The organism is Sodalis sp. RH15 (assembly GCF_047324255.1).
Lineage (GTDB): Bacteria > Pseudomonadota > Gammaproteobacteria > Enterobacterales > Enterobacteriaceae > Acerihabitans > Acerihabitans ligni.
In genome coordinates this window covers 1,628,087-1,654,366 of sequence record NZ_CP178738.1, presented here as the reverse complement: position 1 = coordinate 1,654,366, position 26,280 = coordinate 1,628,087, and the positions used below count along the sequence as shown (strand labels likewise).

Here is a 26,280-nt window from a genome sequence, read left to right as displayed (position 1 = left end):
GCCGCGCTTATCGCGGCCTCGGTCTTGCCTCCGGCGATGGCGGTTATTGCCGCATGCCGATAGCCAGGCGGTTAAAACCGTTAATCAGGGCGACGGCGAAGGTCAGATCGGCAATTTCCCCATCGGTAAACTGGCTTTTTAACGGCTCGAATACCTCATCCGGCGCGCCGGTGGCGGCAATATGGGTCAGGGCTTCCGCCCAGGCAAGCGCTGCGCGCTCCCGCTCGCTAAAATGCGAGCTCACCCGCCATCCGGCCAGGCTATCGAATTTAACTTCCGCCAAACCGCCGGCCCGCAGCGCGGCGGCGTGCATTTCCAGACAAAACGCACAGCCGTTGATTTGCGACACGCGCAAATTAACCAACTCTATTAATTGCTGTCCCAACGTGCTGTTTCCCAATGCTTTATTGACCATCAGAAATCCCTGATAGGCTTCCGGGGATAATTTGGCGTAAGGCAAACGTAATTGGCTCATAGGTATTTCTCTCTGCTGATGCCGGCGGGCCGGTCATCTTTGTAAAACGAAGGTGAAAGCCGCATCATAAGCGTCTTCATTAAATGCGGGTTCACTATAGGCAATGAATGTCATAATCTACAGGGCCAAGAACAGGCTGAATGATTAGGACATGCCATGCCTTATCAGCACATACAACTTGATGGCGACCATTCAATACCGCTCTATCTGCAGATTTACCGGCGGTTTCGCGAGGCCATCACCAACGGCCGGCTGCATCCCGGCGATCGCATCCCGTCGGTGCGCAGCCTGGCCAGCGAATTGGATCTGGCCCGCGGCACGGTGGAAACGGCTTATCAATTATTGATAAGCGAAGGGTATCTGTTAACGCGCGGCCCGGCGGGCACGGTGGTCTCACCCCAGTTGCCGACCCGCCGCATTAAGGAAAAGCCGACGCTTCCGGTGGTTATCCGTGAGTCGACAATTCGCCCTCAGCGCCCCGTTCCGCTGCCGCTGCAGCTTGGCTTACCGGCGCTGGATGCCTTTCCGCGCAAACTTTGGGCCCGCCTGGCCGGCAGCCGCCTGCGCCGGCCGGGGGTGGAGAACCTGGTTTATCCCGATCCCCGCGGTTATGCGCCCCTGCGTTCAGCTATCGCCGCTTACGTGGGCATCTCCCGCGGCATTGTCTGCGGGCCGGATCAGGTCTTTATCTGCGCCGGTTACCCCGCGGCCCTTGAGCTGATATGCCGTTGCCTGATGAAGCCGGGGGACGCCTGCTGGTTCGAGGATCCCGGTTATCCCTTCGCCCGCGATGTGCTCATCGGCGCCGGCGCAAAGCTTGTCCCGGTGCCGGTGGATGGATCAGGCCTGCGGGTGGACGCCGGTCAGACGCTGGCGGACGATGCCCGTTTTGCCGTGGTGACGCCGTCTCATCAAAGTCCGCTGGGGGTCGCCCTCTCCCTGCCCCGCCGCCTGGCTTTGCTTGAATGGGCCAATCGGCGGCAAAGCTGGATCGTTGAAGACGATTATGACAGCGAATACCGTTATCACGGCCGCCCGCTGCCGGCGCTGAAGAGCCTCGACGACGGGGGGCGGGTACTTTATGCCGGGACCTTCAGCAAGGTATTGTATCCGGGTCTGCGGCTGGCCTATCTCGTGGTGCCGGCCGGGCTTATCCCCCGGTTTGCCGGGGTTTCCGAACGAATGGCCAATAACTGCCCCGAATTATTGCAGGGCACCGTCAGCGATTTCATTGAACAGGGGCATTTCACCCGCCATTTGAAAAAAATGCGGAACCTCTACACCCTGCGCCGGAGTTATCTGGAAGGGGCGCTACAGGAGATTTGCGGGCAGCATCTGAAAATAGAGCCTCAGGCCGGCGGCATACAGCTGCTGGCCCGACTGAAGGCCGGCACCGACGATGGGGCGCTGGCGGATGATGCCTTGGCATCCGGCGTGGCGGTGCAGGCATTGTCGCGCTGGTGTCTGGCGGCCGAAATCGAACCGGGACTGCTGATGGGATTCACCAACGTCGCCAGCCCCGAACAGGCCCGGGACATATGCCGGACATTAATGTTATCCCTTAACCGGCCATTGGCTTAACCCTAAAATTTCAGTTAATTTCCAAATCGGTTGCCCCGATGTTTACTTAAGGGAGTTCATATTTAATCGGGTCCGATAAGCGGTCCGGCACCCATCATCCTCTCTGATCAATGCGCGTTTCGACTTTGCTGTGAAGTCCTTGCCCGTCCTAGAGCGGGCTTTTTTTTGCCCATGGAAAAATGGTGTTGGTTAAACAACGCTTTCCATTGACCGGCTCTCCTGTCGGCGCTGAAAAAAAACGTTGTTTTCGTGTTTACGCCCCCGGTATTTAGGTTCATACTTGCGTCGGTTTCATGTAGCAATGAGCTAGACTTTACGCCTCGGACCTAGGTTCGGGGCATCCTCCGATTTCCTTGTTCTACTCCCCCCTTGATATATTTTTTTTCCTCCTGTGCGCCGATATCACGCCAAGATTGCCGTTCCATCCGGTTTCCCATGGCTACCGCCGACACCCTGGCTTTTATACCCGCCATATTTTCAGGGCAGCGCGCTCGCCGCTAAACCCTGCCTGCAATCTGCCGATAACCTATACCGGGCGGCTTGGGGCTTCAGGGCTGATTCAGGCGCGGCATGCGATATTGTTAAAGGATGGCTATGTCTACTCAAGATTGCTTGCAACAATTGTTCGATGAAACGCCGGAATCTTCACTTTATTACAAGCAGCTTCAGGCCTTTTCCACCCGGCCCGCCGCCGATTGCCACATCGTGATATGCGGTTTGGCCAACGTCGGCAAGAGCGACCTGGTCAAAGTCCTGTCGCTATCCCGCACGTTATCAGCCACAGACGGGTCCCCTGCTGCGATCGTCCCCCGGTATATTGATACGCCGGGTTTCGACCTGTCCGGTCAACAGAGCGCGCAGTCCTGGGAAAAAGCGATTGGCGCCGATATCATCGTCTTGATACACGATATGCGACAAGGCGCGCTGGCGGCCGGCGAAATGGCTTTTCTCCTATCGCTCAAGGCTCGGTTTCCCGACCTTCGCCAACGGATGATTGTGGTCCTCGCCCAGGCAGATAAGGTGCCTTGCCAAATGCTGGAGCGCCTGAGTGCGATTCACCGCAATCTGGCAATGCTGTTTTTATCCTGCAGCGGCGGGATTCCCGATGAAAGCTATCCCGCTCCGGCAAAGAGCGGGGTCCCGGTGCTGCTATTGGAGCACGGCCGTATCCAGGCGCTGCGGCAACAGCTTTTGTTACTGATCGGCAGTTATGAGGGCGGCCTGCCCGGGATGCGAACCGCAAGCAGCAAAGCGTTGCTTGATACGCTGGATGCCTGGGTTACCAGGGCCATTAAAATCCGCAAAAAAAGCATCGCCATAAAAGAAGCCGAGCTGAGTCAGACTTTTTCTTTATGGCAACGGGATTTACAGCGCCTGGGGGATACATTGCGTTTTCGCATCAATGAGCTTCGTCAACGTTAACCCTTACGGGATAAGGAATGGGTATGTGGTGGTTTATCCTGCCGATGCTGGCTTGGGCTTACAGCCTGTTTGCCCTTTCGGGGCGTGCCCGGACGGTTTCCCCAGGTTTGGCGCCGCCGCTCCCGCCATATGAGGTGGTTTTATGGTCCATAGAGGAAGAAAGCCCGTCAAAGGCCCGGTTCATCAGAGAAAATGAAATTATCGCCGATACCAAAATCGCGCTGCTTAAATTATATGGCGAACATCCGTTGCTGATCGTCCGGGACGAGTCGGCGCCGGTCACCCTGACCTTTGACGCGTTATGCCGATTTGCCGAGCAAGGGCAAGCCAAAAAATTACCGGCGCTGATCAAAGATCTGTCGGTATTGATACCCGGTACCGCTATGAGTCCCGCCAGGGAAAAACAAAAAGCCGAGCTGGCAAGACTCAAAGAAGAAGTCGCCGCATTTATCCAGCTGCGTACCACGCTGGCACAAGTCCAGCTGCGTACCACGCTGGCACAAGTCCAGCTGCGTACTACGCTGGCACAAGTCCAGCCGCGTACCACGCTGGCGCAAGTCCAGCTACCCACCACGCTGGCGCAGGGGGCTCTTCACGGAGAAAATGACCGGCTGTCGGATTGAGCGGTCCCTCCACGGCCGACAGCGACTTAATGATCCGGCCCCCCTGTGGCGCAACGCCAAAATCAAAAGGAGAAAAAACCGGCCTGCGCTATAGGTATTCCCGCCAGATCCCCCATAATAAATAACTCATGTCCTGCCGAGCCATTTTATTTCGCAACGCAAAGGAGACAATTATGCACATTGATTTATCAGGTAAAACCGCCCTGGTCACCGCCTCAACCAGCGGTATCGGCTTCGCCATCGCCAACGGCCTGGCACGGGCCGGCGCCGCCGTGGTCATCAACGGACGCAGCCAGGATACCGTGGACAAAGCGCTGGCCGCCATCGCTGCTGATGTTCCCGGCGCCGTCCTGAGCGGGATCGCGGCCGATCTATCCGATGCCGCGGGTGTGGCGCGTTTAACTGACGCGGTACCAAAAGCGGATATTCTGGTGAATAATGCCGGCATCTACGGCCCGAAACCTTTTTTCAGAATAGACGACGACGAATGGGAACACTATTTCCAAACCAACGTGATGTCCGGCGTACGCTTGTCGCGCTTCTATCTGCCGGGCATGCTGGATCGCAATTGGGGCCGCATCGTCTTTATCTCATCGGAATCGGCGCTGAATATTCCCGCTGAAATGATCCATTACGGCGTGACGAAAACGGCGCAGCTCGCGGTTGCGGGCGGGTTGGCCAAGCTTGCCGCCGGCAGCGGCGTAACGGTGAATTCCGTATTGCCCGGACCGACACTGTCCGACGGGGTCCGGGCCATGCTGAAGGGAAGCGCGGAGGAAGCAGGCATCAGCATCGAAGAGGCCGGAGCCGATTTCGTACGCACCCAGCGCTCCACTTCTATCCTGCAACGGCTGGCAACCCCGGAAGAAGTGGCCAATCTGGTGATCTACACCTGCTCAACGCAAGCTTCCGCCACCACCGGCGCCGCATTGCGGGTAGACGGCGGCGTGGTGAACAGCATCGTTTGATTGAAAATGTCGCTTCACGCCGGGACCGGGGAGGTGGGATGCGTTACCAATATTGATATTGCATCGCCGTGCTTCTGTGGCGCTTTATGACATAAAGAGGGAAGATTTCCGTTTCCCGGCCGTAGCTTAAAACACAATTCCCCACCGCGTCGAAGCGCTGGCACTCTTCAATCTTGGAAATCTGGCTGATGGATGTGGTTGAAACCGAATTGGAGCCCAGTTCCCTTCCCGCGTTATCATAACGGTAGGTCGTGGAGCCTTTCGAAGACGCGGTGGTGGCTAACAGGCCTTTTTTGTCGTAGTTATAAACGTACTGATCGTTCGCCAGCGCATCCGAACCGCGCGAGACGCTTTTCACCAGCCGGCGCCGCTTGTCATAGCTATACACCGTGGTAGTAAAGCCTTTTTGATCGTTAATGGTAAAAGCATCCGTAGACGTGGCGATCAAACCGGTTTTATCGGTGGAAAAATTGATTTTTCCCAGCTTGTGGGTCGCCAATGTCTGGGTCCCCTCTTTATCCAGGATGACGGTAATTTCATAGTCGGATTCCCAGCCGCCCGGCGCTTTGACGGTATGGTTGATCATCCGCAGGATCACGCTGCCTTCGGATTTACGATAATCAAAAAGCGCATCGGACAAGACACCGCAGCGATCAAAGCGAATGTTGCCGGAGGCCTGTTCATTCACATCCTTCCCTACCATGCCGGAGACCATCATCTTGATATTCCCCCTCGCATTGCCGTCCAACATGATGAGATTGTTATTGTCGTTCACCCTGCGATGTTTGTCAGCGCAGCTAACCGCGGCAACGGCGGAGGTGGACAACAGGCTTCCCAATAAAAACACCGCCGCCCATTTCTGGAAAAGTGTGATCATGGCGTTTTGCAGCATATCCATTTGCGAGAGGAACACTCATTCTATAGCAATTGCCCCTCTCCATCCATTGTCCAAACTGCGGTGACGATGTCTGAGCGGAATATCGCCGCCAAACGCCATAAGATAAGGCTGATTTTTTCCGGCATCGATTTTCCGGCTTTTTGCCGTCCACTCCCCCCTACGCCGGACATTGTGTTATCTTAGCCGCCGGAACAACCCGCCTGAGAATCTGAACGATGGAACACAAGAAAACCTTCCCGCAGCAAAAAAACCACCTGCATCCGCGGAACCGCCATCGTTCACGCTATGATTTTGATGCGCTGATCGGCCGTTGCCCGGCGCTGGCGCCGTTCGTTAAACCCAATGCCTGGGGAGACATTTCGGTGGATTTTGCCGATCCCGCGGCGGTGAAAATGCTGAATAAAGCCTTATTACTACATTATTACGGCATCGAGCACTGGGATATTCCCGCGAATTACCTCTGTCCGCCAATTCCCGGCCGAGCAGACTATATACATTATCTCGCCGATTTGCTGGCGGACGGTAATGGTCAAGAAATACCCCGCGGCAAAAATATCGCCATCCTGGATGTGGGCGTGGGAGCCAGCTGTATTTATCCCATTATCGGCCAGCATGAGTACGGCTGGCGTTTCACCGGCTCGGAAAATGACAAAATTTCGCTAAACTCGGCCAAAATGCTGGTGGAGATGAATCCCACGCTGAGAAACAGCGTGCGGTTGCGCCACCAAAAGCAAAGCGACGCTATTTTTGACAATATCATCGGCATCGCAGAACGCTTTGACGCTACTATATGCAACCCGCCTTTCCATGGTTCGGCGGAGGAGGCGCGCGCCAGCACCCGGCTGAAGCTGCATAAACTCGGCAAAGGCGAAGTGGCGGACACGCCGGTGCAAAATTTCGGCGGTAAAAATAACGAACTCTGGTGTGAAGGGGGTGAATTGGCCTTCGTCGGCAAGATGGTCGAAGAAAGCGTCGGCAAAGGCAAAAACTGCCTGTGGTTCACCTCGCTGATTTCCAAGCACACCACCCTGCCGCCGCTGTATGAGGCCCTGAAGCTGGCCGATGCGTACGATGTGCGCACCATTGATATGGCCCAAGGCCAGAAAATCAGCCGCTTTATCGCCTGGACCTTCCAGAATGCCGAACAACAGGCGCAATGGGCCGCCGAGCGCTGGCAGAAACCGGAATAACCCGGCGGCTCCCGGCGGCGAGAAGCCTATAAACAGCCGCCGAGGACAAGCCGTTAACGTTAGCGGCTGGCGACAGCAAGAATCAACGTTACCCTCGGCGCTCGCCGGCCTGTCGTGGCGACACGGTTCAACGGGATTACCTTCGGCGGGCGCCGGCGTGCCATGACGACAAGGGTCAGCAAGATAACCCTCGGCGCTAACCGGCCTTGCAAATCGGCACGTCCGGATGGAATAATCACGATTTGGCCGCCAGCGCCGCCTCTATCATCTCTTTGGCCTGACCGATGGTTAGCGGCAGCCCCTTTTCATCGAGCCGGCCGTCGCGCATCAACAGCTCCGCCAGATGAGCCACCCGAGGCAATCTCAGTTCGAAACGCCGCAGAATGTCTTTTTGATTGAAAAACTCAGAGAGATTCCCCCCCAGAACCACTTCCCCTTTATCCATCAAATAGACCTTGTCCGCCAGCAGCGGAACGATATCCATATCATGGAGGGTAAAAATCAGGGTGATGCCCAGGGTTTTATTGATATCGTTCAGCATATGCACCAAATGACTGGCCGACCGGGGGTCGAGGGCATTAAAGGGTTCATCCAGCACCAGGACTTTCGGTTTCATCGCAATTACGCTTGCCAGGGCAATGCGCTTCTTCTCGCCGCCGCTGAGATTAAAAGGATTGCGGTGAATATAGGACTCCATGCCGACGATATTCAGCGCCCAGCGTACGGTGTTATCCAATTCCTCGCCGGCAATTTTCATATTAACCAGGCCGTAGGCGACTTCCCGATAAACCGTGGCGTTAAACAGCTGGTCGTCTGAGTCCTGGAAAACCATGCCCACCCGGCGCCGCAGTTCGATGAAGTTCTCCCTCACCACCGGCAGGCTATCCACCACCACCCGTCCGCCCTGAGGCAGCAACAGTCCGTTAAAGAGCTGAAACAGCGTCGACTTCCCCGCGCCATTGGGGCCCAAAACAGCGACACGCTCGCCCTGGCCAACGGTCAGATCCAGATGATTCAGTGCATTGTGTTTACCGTCATAAGAGAAGCTGACGTCGGAAAGCTTGATAATGTCCATGGTTTTCTCGGTTAGCGGCTTAACACATTCAGCGTGACGACCAATATCAGCAATAAGCCGGCGGCCAGGCCAATCAATTTATCCCGCCTTGGCACCTTGGTGGTAAAAAAGCACAGGTCGTGACTGTCTTCATCATAACCGCGAGCCAGCATGGCCTGATAAATCCGCGTGCTTCGGTCCAGGGATCGGATGAGGATACCGCCGGCGACCTTACCCGTATCCCTGACTCTGCGCAGCCAGGAAACAGTCTCTCCCAAGCGGCTGATTTGCGCCTGCCGCATGGTAAAGGCGGTATCCTGCATAATAAAAACATAACGATACATCATATCCGCAATATCAATAACGGTATGCGGCACTTTGCAAAGGCGCAGCGTTTCCAGGATATCTATCATCGGCGTGCTGAATGACAGGGCGGCAACCAGGGTCACCGCCGCCATGATGCGTAAAAAAAGGACAATACCGAAGACCAATCCCTCCTGATAGGCATCAAGGGAAAAGTAGTGAAGCGGAATAGTGAACAGCAGCCGGCTGCCATGGGTGAACAGCACGCTTAAAAATACCAGCCAGGCAATACCCATCGGCATGATCAAGCGTTTTAACAATGCCCTGCGGTCAAAGGGCATAACGCAAAACAGACTGATGGCGGCCAGCCATAATGCCAGCGCCAGATACCATTGGCTCAAGACGGAAGCCACCGCCACCGCCGACAGCAAAACAACGGTTTTTATCCGGCTGTCCAGCCGGCGCAGGGGACTGGAGGATTCATCGGCGAAACGCGCCAGGCTCATGATTCTTCTTCTTTGCTCCCGACGGCGTTGCCCTTGCCGCCAAACAGCTTCAGCCAATGATATCCCACAATCAGGCCGGCGAAAAAGTTGGCCACGGAAAAGGCCCCCACCTCGGCATCCCCCGGCAATTCCACAAAGGGATGATGAGGTTTGTGCGCCACGCCGGTGGCCAAATCATTGACGTGGTTATCCGTACCGCTGCCGTCCATGTTGTGGGAATTCATATAGGTCCCCGAGGCAAAGATAAACAGCAGGATAACGCACATGACCGCCAGCATGGTTTTGGTGAAACCATCAAAAAATTGGGTTTTTTTCGCCTCTTCGGTCGGAGTCTCAATCTGCAATGACATGTTATGCTCCCGTTCTCGTCAAGATTCCCGGCAACAGGTCAGGACGCCGGCTGACCATGGCCTGCAGCACCGCGGCGGTAAAAACCGCCTCGGCCACCGCCAGCGGCAGCTGCGTCGGACCGTAGCCCATGAAAAAAATCATCCACTGCTTCACCAGCGGAACGTTGCCGTGCAGGCTTAACGCCAGCTCAAACGCGCTGGTGAGATAGGTCACCAAATCCCCCACCAGGCCGGCCATGCCCGCGGCGAGCCATAACGGAAAACGAAACGCCCTGAAGAATTTCCACACGGCGTAACCGGAAAAAGCCCCGGCAATGCCCATGGAGACCGTATTGGCGCCGATGGTGGTAATGCCGCCATGGCCCAGGAAGACCGCCTGGAAAAACAGCACAATCATCGACACCACCGCGGTGGCGAACGGACCGATAATAATCGCCGCCAATGGTGTGCCGCACGGATGAGAGCTGGAGCCGGTGACCGGCACCGGCAAATGCATCGCCGAGATAACAAACACCGCGACGCCGATCATGGCGAGGAAAGGTTTATAAGCGAGATTAGTTTTGATTTTTCGTTTTATTTCATAGATGCCCGGCACAACAAAAACCGCCGTCACGGCATAATAAACGGCGCACGCCGTCAGCGGTAAAATTCCATCTTCGATATGCATGCCTGATCCTCACGAGTGTCAACTATACCCATCATCTCTCTCGTTGCAGCTGTGCTGGATAGACTCTTTCACTCGAATAACCTGCCTGAGTAAGCCTCATCGGGATTTTTCGCTTGCCGCCGCTTGAAAACCATTGGGTATATAACACAAATTAAAAAACCAACATGCGGCAGTGAAGGAAGGAAAATAAGTTCAGACACGGGGAATGTTAACCACTCTCGCCGCGAAGTTATAACCGAACCCTTCCCATCACCCCGGGGATTGGTACTTCCTGTATGAGATGGGCCGGTCTCCTGGCTTGCCGTCATTCTTCTTTACCGCCTTCCCATGTCATAAAACACAGTGGCTGAAGGTAAATTCGTCAGGCTTACAGTAGCGGGGGCTGCGCCGGAATATTGATTATCCCAAAAGGGATCTGCACCGGCTTTCCGTTTCACCCGCCTCGCGATCGCGAAGCTAAGGCACCCAAATCTCGGAAATTTATCCTGAGTTTTTTTTCAATTAACGTCAAGGGATAAATAAACCTTATGTCGGGATTTTGTTGCGGTAGATCATGATAAGAAGAAATGATGAACGGGAGAAATTAGCGGGTGGATATCAGATTTTGTTAGGGAGGCGGGGGTTGTGCTTAAAATACCGGAAAATATTTGTAACGGTGAAATATGATTTACATCAAATATTGCCTTATAAAATTTAATTAGAAACATGCATCTAAATCAATTTTATAAAATCAAGAAATCAAGCAACCTGCTTATTGCGCCGATTAAAACAACCGGCGCGACATTATAATATTATTCTATTATTTCAATTGGCGGTGCGGCAAATCCGCCTGGAGCTGTATATCCCCAACCAATCCATGCCTGCGAATTTTCCGGTATTAAAATTGGTGGGATATCGTCGCCAGCGTCAAAAGGTGTAACGCCATCCCACACACAGACATTTATGACCACACCGTTTTGAATTTCTGCATAGTTTGCCATACACCTCACCACTCTATTTCTATAAAACCAGCGCTACCAGCGCCACCATTTCCACCACTGCCACCGCCAGAATATGGCGTTGCGCCGCCAGAACCACCAGCCCCATAACCACCCGCTGGAAGACCGTTCGGGCCGGCACTACCAATACCCGCGCGCTGATTGCCCCCACCCCCACCGAATGGCGAACTACCACCATTGCCCGATAAACCAGGCCAGCCATTTATTGAAGTATTTGCGCCCGGTGAGGCACTGTCACTTCCAGAACCGCCTTGAGGAAATCCGCTACCACCCGCACCTCCGCCCAAGGCTCCAGTACTGATACCAGCCCGGCCGACACTGCCGCCATTTCCCCCCGACAAGGTGATTAATGATCCTACTATCGTGTTCCCTCCGTTAGAACCCTTTGTGGCATTGTCTGAGCCCTGTCCACCTCCAGTACCTCCCGATCCAGCTCCACCTATGGTAATAGGAACTACCTGTCCTGGCGTCACACTGAGCACCGCTCTCTGAATCGATTGACCAGCACCGCCCCCGCCAGCGCAAGAGCCGGAAGCATTTGCTATATTGTTACTGCCGCCCCCGCCGCCAGCGCATCCGGAAATATAAATCGTTGTAACGCCTACCGGCACAGTGAAATTGCCGCTGGAGGTAAACGTAGCAAAACCATGGGGCGCCAGGGCTTCATAATCCGCCTGGGCGGTGACGTTAGCACCGGCACCTGCGGCAAAGGATTTGAAGTTGTTTGTTGTCATTAGAAATCCTCCAATAATTTTATCGAATGGATATAATGATTAAGTGAGCATATATTCAAAATTTGTATATATATAATCACGTTTAAACTTACAGGTTAAAAAATTAAAAACCCGTTATTGAAAATTTCCGTATATTCTGGAATGTTTTATTTTATTAAAAACATCACAATGTCAAACAAATTAATATATAATATTAACCATGCTGTCTAAGCATTAGCAGGCGGAACGATGAATTCGTCCTGTTTATATAACCACCCCATATCTACAGGTGAATCATCGGTAATAAGTATCGGTATTGTATTATCCGGCCAAACAACGGGTGTCATTCCATCCCATAATATGATATTGACAACAATTTCTTTATTAATAAGTGCATATCTAGCCATATTATACATACTCCCATATTATAACCATACCTGGCGCTCCTGAGCCGCCGGAGAAAGCTGACGCTGTATTTTCTGTATTAGCAGCCCCACTTCCTCCAGTGCCAGGAGATACCGCCGTTTGACCATTATGCCCAACCGCGTTTATTCCCGCTCCCGCGCCCATACCAGACTGCCCCCCTTCTCCGGGCAATAGAACCAATGTGGAAATAACCGCTGATGGGCGCCCCTGTCCTCCCTGCTGTGAAAGAATATTCGCTCCAGTTGGAAGAGATGGAGTGGCAGTGCCTTGTGGCGAAATTGGCGGAATAGCTGGCCCAGTTTTTATTCCACCCATTCCCCCAGGCGCGGAAAGCAGCGAGCCAAAAGAGGTTAGCCCACCATTACTGCCATTTGAGCCAATAACAGGAACGCCCGCAGCACCAATAACAACAGCAACTCCTGAAAATCCACCGGTATATCGAGATTTTCCATACGAGCCACCAGAGCCGCCGCTTCCTACCGATGTTGCGCCAGCCGTAGTAACAGATGCGCCACCACCGGCACCGCCGCCACCTTGTACCTCAACGATAACACTAGTCGTTCCTGGCGTTGGCGTGTACGTTCCAGACGAGGTAAATGTCCGAACATTAAGCAGCCGCCCCATGGCGCCAATATTCACCAGTGCCGTTGATTGCGCAGCGCTGCCGGCGTCTTTGATTTCTGATAAATTATTAGTCTTTTGTAAAAAACTGGCAGCACCCTTAGAATTCAATGCCGCAATCAGATTATTGAGCAAGGTTGCCGTATCGCCATTATCCAGCACATCCGCTGATAATTGATTTGATATAAACTGCGCCAGAACGCTGGAAAATACCGTCGCCTGTCGCAGCACCTTATTCACCTGCGCCGAAGACGCCTTGCCCGCCGTAAAGCCCGATGATAATTCCGCCAGCGCTTGATAATCCGCCTGATCGATAACATTGGCCCCGGCGCCGGTGGCGAACGGTTTAAAATCATTGGTTGCCATTATAAATTCACTCCCCATGAGCCGATATCAAAACCGGCGATATATTGGTTGTCCATGTCGAAGCCGAAAAACTGATTGTTGGCCGACGGTGTTAATATTTCCCCGGCATAAACCCCGGCGGCTTTTACCGTTAAATAGCCCTGGCGAATGGCGGCCAGCAGTTCACGGGAAACGTAATCCATGCTGGTTTCGGCAAATACCCACAGAGCAATGGTCATATCCTGGTTATCCACTATCTGCATAAATAACCCGGAGCCGGCCAGGGCGGTATTCAGAATATCCGGCAGCGAGCCGTTGGTGCCGTCCCAGTGATTAATGGCGATTTTGGCTTTCAGCACCACCCGGTAAACATCGTCGCTCAGGTTGGTAAAACCGGCGTCGGGATCGTAGGGGCCTTGCCAGACGCCCTGTTCATAGCCCAGTCCATCCGTATCCCAGGAAAAGTAGACGCCGGAAATAGGCTGTGCCACGGTGCGGCTGCGGCCTATCCATTCGCCGAGAATGTCCAGCTGATTGCCCACGGCGGTATCAATATCAAAATCATTGATAAATCCGGTCATGGCGCCATCGATATCCACCAGCGGGCGGGTGGATAAATCGATATGGTCGACAAATTTCGGTTTGCCACGGTGGTAGTTGGTGATGAGATCGGTGTATTTACTCATGACGCCACCTGGATAAGGATGTCATCCACGCTGCAGGAGGCCGATTCGTCCCAGGCGATATCAATATTGCCGGCCGCGACGGCGGCGGCGGATGTGCCGATGGACAGATCGATAATGTCGTAATATTTGCTGGCGCCGCCGCTCACCGCGCCGAGATTGGCGGGTGAATACACCCGGCTCAGCAATACATCGCTGCCGATGGACAGTGAGTTGATATAGTCGGCGATGGCGGCTTTAATCTGGTCGCCGATGACCGAGGTATAGCCGGTAAATACCGTCAGGGTCAGGGAGATGAACACCGGCACCGCAATGGGCCTGGAAAAGCTGATGACCTGAGGGTTGCCGTACTCGTCCGACACGGTGATGCTGGTAGTGCCGTAGGTGCTGACCCCCTGCCCTTTCTTGCTGCGCAGGGTATCGGCGATGGAGGTGGCGTCGCCGCCTTCAATCACCGCCGAGATGGAGTGCGCCGGCAGGCCGTTACCGTCCGTGCTGCCGGTGTCGTTCTCGAACAGGACATGGCGCGTGACGCCGCCGATATTGGCGATGGCCCCGTCTATGGCTTCAAAGGGCGTCAGCGACGGCAGCGCCACGCTGATGGCCTGCCTGGCCCTTAAGGCGGCATCGGTCTCGTCGGCGCTGCCCACCGCGGCGGCGGAAGGATTGGTGGCGGATGACCATCCCAGGGTCGGCGTATTGATCTGGTTTACCGTGCCGGGCAGCGCGGTAATAGCGCCGGTGGTGGCGCAGGTGGCGGTAACAATAACCGAGCCGGCGACGTCAATCACCACCTGGGCCGGTAAATTCCAGATAACGCTGTTGCCGTCTTTTACCGATCCGTTGGTAATAGTGGTGCCGGCGGTGCCGGCTATCAGCACGTCCACCGTGGAATTCACCGCGGCGGCCCGTTGGATACCGTTAATCTTCACATTGCTGGCCAGTCCTTTGCCGACGGCGGTGGCCGGTGAAAAAGAGTTATACACCCCAATGGCGCTGTTATTGGCATCATGAATCGCCAACGCCACCAGCGCCACCATCTGGCCGTCTTTGCTGTCGGGGGCCAGATAGGCGTCGCTGCCGTAGATTTGCTGGAAATAGCCGGTGACGGTGTTGAGGATGGTCTGGTAGTCGGGGGCGGTGATGCCCGTGGCTGTGACGGTGGCCGCCAGTCCAAGAGTGTCGAGATTAAGAGCCATTATGCCTCGCTTATTACCGTGGTCGCCCCGTAGAGGGTGTCGATGGCGGCGGTAAAGGTGACACGGCGCGTATTGCCGTCGTTATTGGTGTCGAAGGATTGGATGGAATTGACACCCGCAGTGCCCAGGATCCGGTTGCGCACCGCGAGGCTGTAGATATCCGAGCGCTGCTTGCCCAGGATGGACTGCAGATAGGGCGTGCCCTCGGTGGTATCCAGGAACCATTGTCCCTGCCACAGCTTAAAACGGGTGTCCACGGCCTGGGCCACGCATTCGGGAGAATTGACCAAAAAGGTGTTGTCCCCCTGGCCAAAGGTGTAATCGCCGTCCGCTCCTTCACGTCTGTATCTCATTTTGCCGCTCCTGTATTGCTGCCGCCGCTTTGTACTCCGCCGTGGACGTGGCCGGTCTGGCTGATGCCCGCCGCCACCTGATCGCCGGTGGAGGTGACGGCGCCGTTGATTTGTACTTTGCCGTTCACCGTCAGTAGCGGCGTATCGATGGTGACATTGCCGCCGCGGTCGATTTCAATAAACGACGCGCCGCTGTCGGTGCGCAGCTGGGTGGCGGTGGTGCTGATGCCGCTGATTTTATATTTTTGCGACTGCGGTCCAATCAAGGCGAAGGCGTCGGATAAATCATGCTGGCGAGGGTCCACCGGTTCCTGCAGGTCGCCGTTCTGCCACCAGAAATCGATGCAGCGATCGGCAAACACCACCAGACATTCATCTCCTTCTCTCACCGGGAACGTCAGGGTGACGCCGCCGCCCCGGGGAAACAGCACCGGGACATCCGCCAGCAGCGGCAGGTTGACGGAATTCACCTTGCCGGTGATATCGGTGATGGCGCCTTTGATGGCCGGCTGTACCGAGCAGGTGACCGTATCCGGATCGAAGGACTTGATAATGCCGGGCATGGCTACCCGCAGGTTGGTGGAGAGATTATCGCCATGGGCTTCCAGTAACTGGTCAATCTCGCCGGTTTGTTCATTAACGGGAATCGTCATCAGTTTTTACTCGAATCTTGGGCAGGTTTATCCACCAGGTCATTGTGGGCGGTACAGTTCAAATCCATATACCAATCGTCGCCCATGGTATCGCCCTGGCAGTTTATGGAGTTGACGATAAAATAGCCGGTGGCGGCCGATTGCAGTTCTACCTGAACCAGGCTTTGCCACTGGATAGTCGGATTGATCAGACAGCGTATCACCGCCCCGCCCCCAATGGTCTGTGTAGTCACGCCGAGCAACCCCGTACGACCGTTTAATACAATCACATCATCAAGGCTGGCATCTTCAAATATCGATACATATTGGCCGTTGATGAATTGCCAAAGGAATCGGCACTGTTTTGCAAGCAGGTCTTGATAGACTGTGGAGCGCCCGAACATAGCCTTTGACCGGGGATATTTGGTGTCGGGCATTTTCGCCGTCATGCCCCTGGTCACGCCGTAGGGCTCAAAGGTCTGCATTAAAGCCGCATCCACCCGCGCGGCGTCATAGCCTTTACCCAGGGTCTGGTTGATGGTGGCATAGACCTTGGCATCGTGAGAATCCACCGCTTGAATGGTGACCACCTGGTCGGTTTTGTTCTCCAGGCTTCTGCTGGAATAGCGGATTTTGCCGTCAAACAGGATGCCGGAATTATTCTGGTAGCCGGCAATGAGTTGAATACTGGAAAATTCGCCGGCCTGAATGGCATTGGCGGTGTCGTCGGATAAATTATAAATCTTGAAAACGGCGGAGCCCCATTGTGAGGTGGTCCACCCTTGCAGCGTGAAAACACATCTCAAATTAGCTAAATCCAGCGTGCGGCCGCCAGGAGCCGTAATCAAGAGCGTGCAACTTCTTAGCCAGTTATAACTCATATTTCACCCATAAAAAAACCCGCCGGGGCGAGGTTCATTCAGATATTCCGTGGCTAGAACCGGAAATAAAAATCATGACGATGACGCGATAATAAAATAGACATGGCTGGTGCTTCCCAGGCCGGTTATGGTCGGCAGACTGGTATCATCGTCATCCAGCATAACCATCAGTCGGCCGTTAAAGCCCAGGTAGGCGTATTGCGCCAATAAATCGACGTTAATCACCAGGGGAATGCCTTGAATCAAGGCATTCCCCGCAGAGTCGGCGATATCCAATATCCAGCCGGCGCTGTCCCGCCACAATAAGGTCATTTTGTATAAGGTCCCTGCCAGCTTGATATAGAAGGTCTGATTATCCGCTGTGAGGGGTATTTCTTGGATAGCCATGATGTACCGCCGAATAAAATAAAGAGTATCGAGGTTTGAATATCAATTGGCGGCAATATTGCCCGCCGCCACCGTGGGATTAGCGGGTGTTGTCGGTGTTTTCTTTCCGGTATTCGCCACTGCCGAGGTGCTTAAGGTGTTGGCCATATTGACTTTCAAAGCGGCCTTGGTCGTATCAGTCGTGGTGATAACGACCTGGGTCATCGTCAACGTGCAGGACAAAACGTATTCCGTCGCGACACTGGTATCCACCTCGATGGACGTAATCAGCATATTGCTGTATTGCCGCTTGCCGGTGGTGACCTCGATAAGGGTTCGAGAGGTAAGCAAGCCCAATATTTGCTTATAAGTGTCCTGCGGACTGAGTTCAAAGGGCGTGGTTTGGCCGATGGTTTTTGTTATCGCACTGCTGATGGACTGGTCAAGCAACGCGCCGCCGCCGGCAAAGCCCAGGATCATGGTTACCGTCGCCGGCGGCATATAGGCGTGGTCGCTGATGGTGGCGCCACTCTCCACCGGATACGCCGTCACGGTCAGGCTATCCTTATGGACTTCCGACACCACTACGCTTGGAATAAGCAGCGTCGTTCCCTGGCCGAAATGCCGCGAGTTTTGCTGGAACAGGGCTGAAAGAATATCCATTTATCGCGCCTTTGGGGAAAGTAGTTGGGTCAGGGTCGCGTTGACGCTGATTTGCCGATCCGCGATGGTATTGGCCGTCTCGCTGGGCGACACTGCGCCGTTGACCGTAATATTGGTGGTTTGGTTCAGGGTAGCGGCCCCCGCCGCCGCGCCGGCGCTTCCCATCGGTTCATTGGCATAGGGGCTCCGGCCCGGTTCCCATTGGCCCGTTCCCCCCATGAGGGATGCCGAGAGCCGGGGAGCGGCGATATTCAGCAATGCCGTCGGATTGATGCTGAATCGTTTGGCGAGGCTGCCCAGGGTGCCGCCGGTTCCGGAGCTGTACAAGGCCGTTTGCCCGCCGTCGTCGGACATGTCGCTGTTCAGGAGCGTTTCGGCGCCGCCGGCTTTGTTCTGGTTCGCCAACCGACGGACCTTGGCCCCGGCGCCCTCAAGCAGCGCCTGTAAAAAAGCCCCGCCGCCCTGTCCGCTCGCCGCAGGCTGTGGGACGAGGTCAGGCTGATTGCCGGTTTGCCGTGCAGAGCTAAAGGCGTTATGTACGGTGGCTTGCCGGACATCCGCTGGTGTAACGGCGGATACCGGGTTGATATCCGCGTTCGATATATTATCGCCGGACCCCGAGGCGGGCTTGGTTGAGCCGCCGCGGGTTTGGTTGCCGTTATGCCCAAACGGCAAAGGCCGCCCCATGGTTCCAACCAATCCCTTGACGATATTGATAAGGTAACTACCCATCGCGGACAATCCGGCAACGGCTCGCCCAGTATCGCCAGCGGAAATCAGTTGATGATGAGCGACGACAGCAGGCTTATCGCTGGAGGCAGCACTATGCCCGGCGATATCCGAGGCATTATTCGGGGCGACAGAAGTCCCGTTGACTCCGGAAGCTTCGGCCCCCGGGGGCGACGATATGCCGTTCCGCGCCGCCGGAACGCCACTCACCATGCCATTATCATTGCCGGCATTGAGAGCCTTGCCACTCCCCGTATCTGGTTGCGGCAAACTTGCCCCCGTCACGCTCAACAGGCGCGATAACGATGTCCCTGCGTTGGTAGTAACCGACCCCCGCCTGCCCAGGCCGCTCTGCTTTACCTCACCGGATTGCCCGGTATCCTGGGCAAAAGACAGTGTCGGCGCCAGCGCTGTCGCCAACGGCGCCAGCATGGTTGCCGCCTGGACCGACGGCCCCTGTAAAGCCCGATTCAATCCCGCCAGACTGCCGGTCAAGCCGGTCAAAGACGTGGCCGCACCCGTTGCCGGCGTCGCGGCATTGGCGCTAAAAGCCCCCCCGAGGGGGGGTATGGAAAAACGGTCCAATCCACTGGCCAGGCGCCCGATAAAACGTCCCATCGAGAGCGCCGTTGCGTCGGCAGCCCGGCCAAGGCTGGCGATATGACGGGTTATCATGGACCCAAGGGTATCCAGACTCTCATCGGCATTCGGTTGAAACCCCAGACCGGCCAAAAAATCCTTGATGATTTCAGCGTTCATTTGCCTGCCTCCAGCGCGCTATCCGCGCATTATTGTCATCCACCAGATCGAGATAATCGTTCAACATGGCGATATCGCACAGATCAATGGCGCCGCTTTTGATCTCACCCATGGTGGTCAGTCCCGCCTTGACAGGGCGGAGAATAAACTCTTCTCCGCCCGGCAGGCTGTCCAGCGTTATAGCGGCGACGGGTCCGCCGTCACGCTGCCGGGGAGATCGTGAAAAAAATTTCCCAGCGATTCCCCCACCACGTTAGCGACGATATGCAACACATCCATCAGTTCCAGATCATCAAACATCAGGGTGTCCGACGATGGGTCGAACACCGGAGCCCAATGGCTGCCCTGTTTACGCCTGGCAACCGCCAGGCAGGGAAACAGAATGGCGTCGCAGTCTTCGTCTTTCAGGGCGGCAATGGTTTGAGCGATTTTCGGCAGGGCGTCCAGCAGGCTGGTTTCACCGTTTTTCAGTTCTCCAAGCATGTCCGCTATCACCGGCAATAATTTGCGGGATACCTTGAGCTGGTGGAACACGTCCAAGGCGGACGTGCGGTACTGATTGCCTTTCAGTTCAAATTCCATTGCTTAGAACTCCCCGAGCACCTGATCGATTTTGCCGCAGGCGAATGTCCAGGTCATAGTGCCGCCGTCCGCCGCGTTGGTATTGTTGGGTACCGCGTTGAACGCCACGGAACGGGCGGTGGTGATGTCGCCGGAAGCATGGTTGCGCAGGACGATAACGTTATTGCCCCAGGCCGCCGAGGATAAGGTCTGGGCGTTGTAGGCCAGGGACAGCTTTTTATTCACCGGCGAGGTTTTCAGCAACGTTACCTGGATGGTGCCTGATTTATTCGGACTCAGGCTGTGCATGACTTCACCGTCGGCGCCGACGGTGACGGTATTCACGGCGGCGGGCATCGTCACGGTGATGCCTTCTGATGCGTTGGCGGAGCCGTAGCCCAGATCGATAACGCCGGTCAGGCCGGACAAAGAGGCGCTGACATCGGAAAAACTATAAGTTGCCATGAATTACTCCTTAACGAACCACATTGATTTGAACATCGGCATAATGCACCGCACCCGCCAGCTTGCAGGCCACCTGGATAAGCGGCGCCATGCGTGCCTCGCGATCGGACTGCGCCTGGTCGGCGATGGGCGCCGCATAGACGTAGTAACCTTTGGTGAGAGTGTCCCCCGCCACCAGTTGACCGATATCGCCGCCATTCCATACCCCCGGCGCCACCAGGCCGTTGGTGACCGACTGATCCATGGACGCCTCGACGTTGGTGAGCAGACGCGTGACCCCGGCATCGGTTTGCGGGATTTTGGTGGTGGAGGTGTAAAGCAGATTGTAGAGATTGGTCTGGACGTAGTTTTGCAGCCAGTCCAGTCCCTGGCGTTCATCGAAGAAGTCGCCGTTGGCCATGACCCCCTGTTGCAAAATCGCCGTATCATTGGCGTAGTAGACATAGACGTTGGCGTTCTTGCCGTCCACCGCCGCCGCCTGGGACAGGGTGAGGGTTTCGTAGGTGACGCCCGGTTCGGTTTTGAATTTCAGCGTAATGGTGGTGTTGCTGCCGGTGAAATCCACGGTAAACGCCCGGCCAAACGCCGACAGCGCGGCATATTTGCTCGAGGTGGAATACTGCACGAAGGTGCGGCTGTAAGACGCGGCCTTGAGCTTGGCGGCCAGATCGGCGCTGGAAGTGGCGCTCAATGTCATAGCGTCGCCGGTGGTGACGGCGAAAATATGGCTGAGGGAGGAAGCCTCGATGGCGGCGGCGACGCTGATAACATCCCCATCGACGAGATCCGCATCGTCCGCTACCGCCAGGCCATACCAGTTGGTGTATTCCAGGCAGGCATTCACCGCCGCGGCCAAGGTTTCGGCCGTGCCGGTTTCCCCGGTGGCCAGGGTTTTGGCCCAGCGGCCGATATAGACCTGGGTGGGATTCGGCGATTGGGAAAAGAAAATCGACGCCGCTTCATATTCCGGGCTGCTGACGCCGAAATCCGTGCCGATATCATCAATACCGGCATACAGACGCAGACGCTCGGTTATCGGTATAACGGTGGAGGTGCCGAGGATAAGCAACGCGCCGAAGTTGCGGCCGGATGCCGCTGTGGGCGACATGATGATATCAACGTTGACCACGTTGGATACAGGTAATCCCTGTGCCATAAGTTATTCTCCAAAGAATGATACTGGTGTGTCCACCAGCGAATTAACGCCGTATTCTCGTACGACCTTGCGACGCAGGCGCACCGTCATGTCATAACGGCGCGTCCACTGTGTATCGATAAGTTCAGGGTTGGATTTGATGGCGCTGTAATCGGTTAATGACAGGCCTTGTGCATTGAGTTCGTCGTTGTTCTGATTCACCGCCATACCGTCGCGGAACTGGCTGATCAGCTGCTGGCCGCCCGGTCCGTAAAACGACGTCTGGAGACTTATCACTTCATGCCGCCATAGCTGAGTGCTGCTGTCGGTCTGATCTACGAACGCCTGACTGTCGTCCTGGCTGATTTCCGAAATGCCGAAAGCGCACCAGTTGATATCCCCCGCGAACGCCGGCGCCTGATTGGGCTGCCAGCGGGAAACCACATACCCGTCCGCCAGCCCGGTGAGCCCCGTCACCCAGCTGCTTAACTGGTTTTCAAGGGTTGCGTCATAATCGGGGCCGTTGCCCAGCGGCACCAGCCAGCCGCTTTCGGTACTGCTGTTGTTGCCCAATGTTTCACCTCCTGTTTAGGTCGGCCAAAGCCGGTTTGAGGGGCCCTATTTCTGTCTCTCGATTTCGATTTGCCGAATGGCGGATAATTGCTCATTGCAATTTTGCAGGTCGGTGAGCAACAGTTCGTCCCAGGCCAACGCGGCGCCGTAGGTCAAAGGGTCATTTGGCGGCGGCGACGGCGGACATGGGGCCGTCAGGCTGGCCGGCAGGGGCACCGTCGGTACTTTCACGTAGCTGGTGGTAGTGGTCGAGCAGGACGTTGCCAGCAGCAGCAGGAACGGCAGTCCCAGCGCAGGGCTCGGTCTTGATGACCGTTTGGATAACCACTTCCCGGTCCTGGCCGGCAGCGGTATTGTTGGCTTGCGCATTGAGGGTAGTCCCGGCGAGAGTATTAAAAATTGTGATAAGATGGCTTTGGCTTTGCATGGCTGCGTCAGCCGCCTTGTTTTCCTGCACCAGCGCGGTGTTGGCGGTCACTTCCTCCTGGTACTTGCCGTAATAATGCAATGACAGGTAAACCGTGGCGCCGAGCAGCAGCACGACCACGGCGGCCAGGATAACGGCGATTTTATTGCCCATAGGCGCCGTGCTCCCGCCGTCGGCTTTCAGCGATCCTTACCCCGCCGGCGAAAACCCGCCGGGTATCCTCGGTAATCAACAGGTTCATACGCCTCCCCAGGTACAAACGTCAGTTTCAATTTCGCGCCGTTGCATCAGCCCCTTCCAGGCCCTGTTGCCGGCATAGATCCACTGGCGCAGCGCCTGGCATGCCCCGAGGATGTCGCCGGCGTTAAGCTTGCGCAGCAAAGAGGAGTGACGAAACGCCGTGGTCCCTACGTTATAGGTAAAGGAATAAAGCGCGGCGCGGGTGCTGTCTTTTATCGGGACTTTTACCGCCGTATCAACGGCTTTTTTCACCGGCGCCAGGTCTTTTGCCAGCAGTACGTCGCATTCGGCATCGGTATAGCGCCGGCCCTTGATAATATCCGGTCCGGTATGGCCGTCGCAGACGGTCCAGATACCGGCCACATCCTGGTAGGGCAGGTATTGCCGCCCCTCAAGGCCATTGGGACCGCCCAGCAGCGCCACCGCGATGGTCATCGCCCCGCTGCTGAGGGCGGCGATAATGCTTTTGCGTAACGCGGGAGACATCGCCATGCTAATGCTCCGTCTCTTTAAGCACGTTGTTTACTTTCTGAACCACCTCGCCGGCCTGGCTGATATCGTGAGAAGGCGATCCCTGCAAAAATTCAACGATGGCTTTGGTTCTTTCCCAATCGAACGTCAGCCGTTCACGGGCCAGCTGGCGATTGAGCCGTTCGGTTTTTCGTTTATCCAGGTAGCCGAGCAGCGAGATAACCGCGCCGACAACGGCGATAACGAGGTAAACGAGTTCCAAGGTGGAGAGTCCCATCAGGCTTGATAACAGCGTGACCAATGCCCCGCCGTGCGTCGCGATATCTGATTTTTGATCCATGAGTTGCATATCCCACTGCCTGAAGTTCAAGGTTGGTGCCGGGTGAAAAAAGAGAATAAAAAAAGCCCGCCGGAGGAAAACCTCCGGCAGGCTAGATAACAGAGACAGAAACGAAAAGACCCCGCCGAAGCGAGGTCTTTTGCCGTTCAAATATGTTTGGCTAGTACGTTTTGTAAATCACGTTTAATAATGTCTAAATAACCAGTAATTGCACTCTATCACGGGTTTTGCGGACCGCACAAGCTTTTTTTTTTCAGAAAAAATTATTGTAAAGACCCCGCCTTGGCGGGGTCTTTTGCCGGTCGTAAAAACCACTTAGAACATGCTAGCATGGGTTTTGCGGACCGCGTTAACCTTTTCTTTCTCGTAGGTTTTGACTTGCGCATCCATATCCAGTTGCACGTCCAGCATTGCCAGACAGCCCGCCACAAACCCTTCGGCCACCTGCAATTGGATACGGATAATCTTTTCATCAATGCGCCAATGGCGCGCGATTTCCCGTTTGGACATACGGTAGACGTAATACAACATGATCAGATCCAGCTCTTTGCGCTGACGCATCGCCTGCAAATGCAGCACGCAGGCATCGATGGTCAAACCGTCGCTATCGCAGCATTTTAAACGTTGCGACGTGCGATACGGCATCAGTCCTTTAAAACCGGCGGCGATGGGGGACCAATCAAGGCCGCTGTTATCGCTTGCGGCCCAGCCGCCCCACCGTTCCAGAACCTGCTGAATATCTCTCATTTTTGACCCCGGTGAATTTTACAATACTGCTAAAGAGATTCGTGGATTTACAATATTAATTGTATTAAACTACCCACATTATTGTTTGTCAACCACAACTAAAGTTGTATTTAATGCTATAGCTGATTTTCAGTTCATTTCATGGAGAGACAGAATGTCTTTAGCTGCACGTTTTAAAGCCAGACGTATGGACTTGAATTTGACACAGGTAGGAGTGGCCGCTGCTGCCGGAGTGAGCCAGCAAGCCATTGAATCCATCGAAAGCGGCAGGACCAAACGCCCGCGAAACCTGCTGGATCTGGCCAAGGCGCTGAACTGCAGTCCTGATTGGCTCCTGAACGGCAAAAACGTCATGCCGCTGGCTGAAATCAGCACGCGCCGTATCCCTATATTGAGTTACGTTCAGGCAGGAGCGCTAACGGAGGTGTCCGAAATTACCACTATCGAAGGCAACTACGAGTATGTTTTGGCTGACGCGGACATCACCGAAAACGCCTTCGCACTGCGTATTGACGGCGATAGCATGATGCCGGAATTCCAGCCGGGAGACATTGTGATTATCGATCCGGAACTGACCCCCGCCCCGGGGGAATTCGTGGTGGCGAAAAATAACGGTTATGACGCTACGTTTAAAAAATTTCGGCCGCTGGGCCTCGGTATTTGCTCATTCGAACTGGTGCCGTTGAATCCCGATTACCCGGTTTTGCGCAGCGCCGACATCGATTTGCAGATTATCGGCGTGATGATTGAGCATCGGATTTTCCGCCGCAAACGCTAAACCAGGACCCGGGGTCCTGCTTCAGGGATGGTCATTGGATTTAACATACAAATCAGCTGCCGTGAAAAACAAATAACTGGTTTCCCTTCAAAACAAATACCCCTTTTATTGTTTACATATAACAATTAAAGGGGTATTTTTATTTCCGCTTACTACTTTTCATTTTGAAGGGATCTAAAGATATGGCATTTAAAAACCTCGACAGCCCGCTCTACTTTCGGGCGGCCATCGCCGCAGCGCGGATAGAGCGTACAGGGGATTATCGGCATGCGGCGCAGACCTGGAGCAAAGCCGCACGGTATTCGCGCAATCCGCTCAATCAAACCTGGAGCGAACATCGCGCGGATTTTTGTGTGATGCAAATCGAGCGCGAAAGGCTCAAAAGGAGCGAACAAAGCGTTAAAAACGCCACTGTTTATTCCGTCACATACCTGTAATCGTTAAGCATGTCCAACAGCGCCGGGAACTGGATAAAGCCATCCTGTTCCCTGAAATGTCCCGCGGCGGGAAAGCTGTAGAGTTCGGCGCTAAGCGATCGGCTCAGGGTTTGAGTGAGATCCGGCGGGACAACCTCATCATTCAGCGACCGCAAGGCAACCAACCGTCCGACGCTTTTCTTCAGCCGGCCATAATCGATTTGCTCCAGGGTAAAGCGATCCAGTTCGGGAAATCCCGCTACCGGTTCGGCAAATCCCGCCACCAGCATGGCGCCGCCGACGCAAACCCCCTCCCCCAGCGAGGCGAGATACCGCATCAGGGTAATGCACCCCAGACTATGGGCAATAAACCAGGTGCGGCGGGAGGGTGCGGGTACACAGGCTTTCAGATGCGACAGCCAGCGATCCGGACAGGGAGCCCGGGGCGAGGGCATGCTGGGCAGAATGACCTGGGTTCCCTGTTTTTCCAGCTGCTCTTTTAGCCAGCGGAACCAGTGATGGCGCGGCGTGGACAGAAATCCATGGATTATCACTATCTTGTCAGGCATATTCATTTACTTCCCCTATACCCGTCATACTCCAAGTTGCAGATGCGTTGGCTTTCCTCACTCACCCCAGTCACTTACCTGAGTAAGCTCCCGGGGATTCGCTGCGTTGCCGCCTTCCTGCAACTTTGATTATTTAGGATAAGCTTCCAGCTA

At 55.1% G+C, this 26,280-nt stretch carries 34 protein-coding genes and 1 riboswitch; of the genes, 7 read left to right on the top strand and 27 right to left on the bottom strand.

Translation table 11 applies throughout. The features are described from left to right. Positions 1 to 43 precede the first annotated feature (43 nt). Positions 44 to 475 carry a carboxymuconolactone decarboxylase family protein gene (locus ACL2XO_RS07770; RefSeq protein ID WP_413723606.1) on the bottom strand — a complete coding sequence of 144 codons (432 nt, stop codon included), beginning with the start codon at positions 473 to 475 and terminating at the stop codon, positions 44 to 46. Between the two features lie 156 nt (positions 476 to 631). On the opposite strand from ACL2XO_RS07770, the gene ACL2XO_RS07765 reads away from it, so the two are divergent. The 4 genes from ACL2XO_RS07765 (at position 632) to ACL2XO_RS07750 (ending at position 5,069) form a co-directional block, all read left to right on the top strand. Then, on the top strand, positions 632 to 2,056 hold the full coding sequence (locus tag ACL2XO_RS07765) for a PLP-dependent aminotransferase family protein (protein ID WP_413742505.1): 1,425 nt from the start codon (positions 632 to 634) through the stop codon (positions 2,054 to 2,056). Positions 2,057 to 2,650: 594 nt separating this feature from the next. Beyond that, positions 2,651 to 3,478, top strand: a complete 828-nt coding sequence (locus ACL2XO_RS07760; protein WP_413742504.1) for a hypothetical protein — start codon at positions 2,651 to 2,653, stop codon at positions 3,476 to 3,478. Positions 3,479 to 3,501: 23 nt separating this feature from the next. Further along, positions 3,502 to 4,101 (top strand): hypothetical protein, encoded by a 600-nt coding sequence (locus tag ACL2XO_RS07755; RefSeq protein WP_413723603.1) that lies wholly within the window; start codon positions 3,502 to 3,504, stop codon positions 4,099 to 4,101. 173 nt (positions 4,102 to 4,274) lie between these two features. After that, on the top strand, positions 4,275 to 5,069 hold the full coding sequence (locus ACL2XO_RS07750; protein WP_203522434.1) for an SDR family NAD(P)-dependent oxidoreductase: 795 nt from the start codon (positions 4,275 to 4,277) through the stop codon (positions 5,067 to 5,069). Between the two features lie 43 nt (positions 5,070 to 5,112). Here the strand turns inward: ACL2XO_RS07750 and ACL2XO_RS07745 are convergent, their stop codons facing one another. Next, positions 5,113 to 5,967 carry a hypothetical protein gene (locus tag ACL2XO_RS07745; RefSeq protein ID WP_413742503.1) on the bottom strand — a complete coding sequence of 285 codons (855 nt, stop codon included), beginning with the start codon at positions 5,965 to 5,967 and terminating at the stop codon, positions 5,113 to 5,115. Between the two features lie 215 nt (positions 5,968 to 6,182). Between ACL2XO_RS07745 and rlmF the strand changes: the two genes are divergently transcribed. Beyond that, a complete protein-coding gene (gene rlmF, locus ACL2XO_RS07740; protein WP_132922999.1) occupies positions 6,183 to 7,157 on the top strand; it encodes a 23S rRNA (adenine(1618)-N(6))-methyltransferase RlmF in 975 nt (324 codons plus the stop codon). Positions 7,158 to 7,392: 235 nt separating this feature from the next. On the opposite strand, the gene ACL2XO_RS07735 is transcribed toward rlmF, so the two are convergent. The 24 genes from ACL2XO_RS07735 to ACL2XO_RS07620 all read right to left on the bottom strand — a co-directional run bounded on the left by ACL2XO_RS07735 (position 7,393) and on the right by ACL2XO_RS07620 (position 24,364). Beyond that, positions 7,393 to 8,232 (bottom strand): energy-coupling factor ABC transporter ATP-binding protein, encoded by an 840-nt coding sequence (locus tag ACL2XO_RS07735; protein ID WP_203522437.1) that lies wholly within the window; start codon positions 8,230 to 8,232, stop codon positions 7,393 to 7,395. A gap of 11 nt (positions 8,233 to 8,243) precedes the next feature. After that, a complete protein-coding gene (gene cbiQ, locus ACL2XO_RS07730; protein WP_413742502.1) occupies positions 8,244 to 9,020 on the bottom strand; it encodes a cobalt ECF transporter T component CbiQ in 777 nt (258 codons plus the stop codon). Continuing rightward, the gene (locus ACL2XO_RS07725; protein ID WP_413742501.1) at positions 9,017 to 9,370 is read right to left on the bottom strand and encodes a hypothetical protein; all 354 of its coding nucleotides are present in this window, start codon (positions 9,368 to 9,370) and stop codon (positions 9,017 to 9,019) included. Before ACL2XO_RS07725 ends, cbiQ begins: the two co-directional genes overlap by 4 nt. Position 9,371: 1 nt before the next feature. Continuing rightward, the gene (locus ACL2XO_RS07720; protein ID WP_132923003.1) at positions 9,372 to 10,037 is read right to left on the bottom strand and encodes an energy-coupling factor ABC transporter permease; all 666 of its coding nucleotides are present in this window, start codon (positions 10,035 to 10,037) and stop codon (positions 9,372 to 9,374) included. A gap of 265 nt (positions 10,038 to 10,302) precedes the next feature. Then, positions 10,303 to 10,521: riboswitch (cobalamin riboswitch) on the bottom strand. A 307-nt stretch (positions 10,522 to 10,828) separates the two neighbouring features. Next, positions 10,829 to 11,017, bottom strand: coding sequence for a hypothetical protein (locus ACL2XO_RS07715; RefSeq protein WP_413726832.1), 189 nt, complete (start codon positions 11,015 to 11,017; stop codon positions 10,829 to 10,831). A gap of 19 nt (positions 11,018 to 11,036) precedes the next feature. Beyond that, on the bottom strand, positions 11,037 to 11,237 hold the full coding sequence (locus ACL2XO_RS07710; protein ID WP_413742500.1) for a hypothetical protein: 201 nt from the start codon (positions 11,235 to 11,237) through the stop codon (positions 11,037 to 11,039). A gap of 919 nt (positions 11,238 to 12,156) precedes the next feature. After that, entirely contained in the window at positions 12,157 to 13,161 is a 1,005-nt protein-coding gene (locus tag ACL2XO_RS07705) for a hypothetical protein (protein WP_413742499.1), read from the bottom strand. Continuing rightward, positions 13,161 to 13,826, bottom strand: coding sequence for a DUF2612 domain-containing protein (locus ACL2XO_RS07700; protein WP_413742498.1), 666 nt, complete (start codon positions 13,824 to 13,826; stop codon positions 13,161 to 13,163). The genes ACL2XO_RS07705 and ACL2XO_RS07700 overlap by 1 nt, the downstream gene beginning before the upstream one ends. Further along, positions 13,823 to 15,022 carry a baseplate J/gp47 family protein gene (locus ACL2XO_RS07695; protein ID WP_413742497.1) on the bottom strand — a complete coding sequence of 400 codons (1,200 nt, stop codon included), beginning with the start codon at positions 15,020 to 15,022 and terminating at the stop codon, positions 13,823 to 13,825. The genes ACL2XO_RS07700 and ACL2XO_RS07695 overlap by 4 nt, the downstream gene beginning before the upstream one ends. After that, a complete protein-coding gene (locus ACL2XO_RS07690) occupies positions 15,022 to 15,375 on the bottom strand; it encodes a hypothetical protein (RefSeq protein ID WP_413726827.1) in 354 nt (117 codons plus the stop codon). Before ACL2XO_RS07690 ends, ACL2XO_RS07695 begins: the two co-directional genes overlap by 1 nt. Continuing rightward, on the bottom strand, positions 15,372 to 16,028 hold the full coding sequence (locus ACL2XO_RS07685) for a Gp138 family membrane-puncturing spike protein (RefSeq protein WP_413742496.1): 657 nt from the start codon (positions 16,026 to 16,028) through the stop codon (positions 15,372 to 15,374). Before ACL2XO_RS07685 ends, ACL2XO_RS07690 begins: the two co-directional genes overlap by 4 nt. Then, complete coding sequence (locus ACL2XO_RS07680) at positions 16,028 to 16,855, bottom strand: hypothetical protein (RefSeq protein ID WP_413742495.1); 828 nt, start codon at positions 16,853 to 16,855, stop codon at positions 16,028 to 16,030. Before ACL2XO_RS07680 ends, ACL2XO_RS07685 begins: the two co-directional genes overlap by 1 nt. A gap of 105 nt (positions 16,856 to 16,960) precedes the next feature. Further along, positions 16,961 to 17,275, bottom strand: a complete 315-nt coding sequence (locus tag ACL2XO_RS07675) for a phage baseplate plug protein (protein WP_132923012.1) — start codon at positions 17,273 to 17,275, stop codon at positions 16,961 to 16,963. A 42-nt stretch (positions 17,276 to 17,317) separates the two neighbouring features. Beyond that, positions 17,318 to 17,917 carry a phage baseplate protein gene (locus ACL2XO_RS07670; protein WP_413742494.1) on the bottom strand — a complete coding sequence of 200 codons (600 nt, stop codon included), beginning with the start codon at positions 17,915 to 17,917 and terminating at the stop codon, positions 17,318 to 17,320. Next, positions 17,918 to 19,405 (bottom strand): hypothetical protein, encoded by a 1,488-nt coding sequence (locus tag ACL2XO_RS07665; protein ID WP_413742493.1) that lies wholly within the window; start codon positions 19,403 to 19,405, stop codon positions 17,918 to 17,920. Continuing rightward, positions 19,395 to 19,517, bottom strand: a complete 123-nt coding sequence (locus ACL2XO_RS07660) for a DUF6889 family protein (RefSeq protein WP_413726824.1) — start codon at positions 19,515 to 19,517, stop codon at positions 19,395 to 19,397. The genes ACL2XO_RS07665 and ACL2XO_RS07660 overlap by 11 nt, the downstream gene beginning before the upstream one ends. A gap of 65 nt (positions 19,518 to 19,582) precedes the next feature. Continuing rightward, positions 19,583 to 19,987, bottom strand: a complete 405-nt coding sequence (locus tag ACL2XO_RS07655) for a phage tail assembly chaperone (protein ID WP_413726823.1) — start codon at positions 19,985 to 19,987, stop codon at positions 19,583 to 19,585. 3 nt (positions 19,988 to 19,990) lie between these two features. Further along, on the bottom strand, positions 19,991 to 20,431 hold the full coding sequence (locus tag ACL2XO_RS07650) for a phage structural protein (protein ID WP_132923017.1): 441 nt from the start codon (positions 20,429 to 20,431) through the stop codon (positions 19,991 to 19,993). Positions 20,432 to 20,441: 10 nt separating this feature from the next. Then, entirely contained in the window at positions 20,442 to 21,587 is a 1,146-nt protein-coding gene (locus ACL2XO_RS07645; protein ID WP_413742492.1) for a DUF3383 family protein, read from the bottom strand. A 3-nt stretch (positions 21,588 to 21,590) separates the two neighbouring features. Further along, positions 21,591 to 22,139, bottom strand: a complete 549-nt coding sequence (locus ACL2XO_RS07640) for an LIC_12616 family protein (protein ID WP_413742491.1) — start codon at positions 22,137 to 22,139, stop codon at positions 21,591 to 21,593. Between the two features lie 160 nt (positions 22,140 to 22,299). Then, a complete protein-coding gene (locus tag ACL2XO_RS07635) occupies positions 22,300 to 22,719 on the bottom strand; it encodes a hypothetical protein (RefSeq protein ID WP_413742490.1) in 420 nt (139 codons plus the stop codon). An 84-nt stretch (positions 22,720 to 22,803) separates the two neighbouring features. Continuing rightward, positions 22,804 to 23,298 carry a lysozyme gene (locus ACL2XO_RS07630; RefSeq protein WP_413742489.1) on the bottom strand — a complete coding sequence of 165 codons (495 nt, stop codon included), beginning with the start codon at positions 23,296 to 23,298 and terminating at the stop codon, positions 22,804 to 22,806. 1 nt (position 23,299) lies between these two features. Beyond that, complete coding sequence (locus ACL2XO_RS07625; protein ID WP_132923021.1) at positions 23,300 to 23,617, bottom strand: hypothetical protein; 318 nt, start codon at positions 23,615 to 23,617, stop codon at positions 23,300 to 23,302. Positions 23,618 to 23,932: 315 nt separating this feature from the next. Next, entirely contained in the window at positions 23,933 to 24,364 is a 432-nt protein-coding gene (locus ACL2XO_RS07620; RefSeq protein WP_132923022.1) for an antiterminator Q family protein, read from the bottom strand. 154 nt (positions 24,365 to 24,518) lie between these two features. Between ACL2XO_RS07620 and ACL2XO_RS07615 the strand changes: the two genes are divergently transcribed. Both ACL2XO_RS07615 and ACL2XO_RS07610 read left to right on the top strand, forming a co-directional pair. Continuing rightward, complete coding sequence (locus ACL2XO_RS07615; protein ID WP_132923023.1) at positions 24,519 to 25,142, top strand: LexA family protein; 624 nt, start codon at positions 24,519 to 24,521, stop codon at positions 25,140 to 25,142. Positions 25,143 to 25,324: 182 nt separating this feature from the next. After that, positions 25,325 to 25,579: an ANR family transcriptional regulator gene (locus tag ACL2XO_RS07610; RefSeq protein WP_203522464.1), complete on the top strand. Its 255-nt coding sequence runs from the start codon at positions 25,325 to 25,327 to the stop codon at positions 25,577 to 25,579. Here the strand turns inward: ACL2XO_RS07610 and ACL2XO_RS07605 are convergent. Next, on the bottom strand, positions 25,558 to 26,133 hold the full coding sequence (locus ACL2XO_RS07605; RefSeq protein ID WP_413726819.1) for an RBBP9/YdeN family alpha/beta hydrolase: 576 nt from the start codon (positions 26,131 to 26,133) through the stop codon (positions 25,558 to 25,560). The two genes, ACL2XO_RS07610 and ACL2XO_RS07605, sit on opposite strands and share 22 nt — an antisense overlap. Between the last annotated feature and the right edge of the window lie 147 nt (positions 26,134 to 26,280).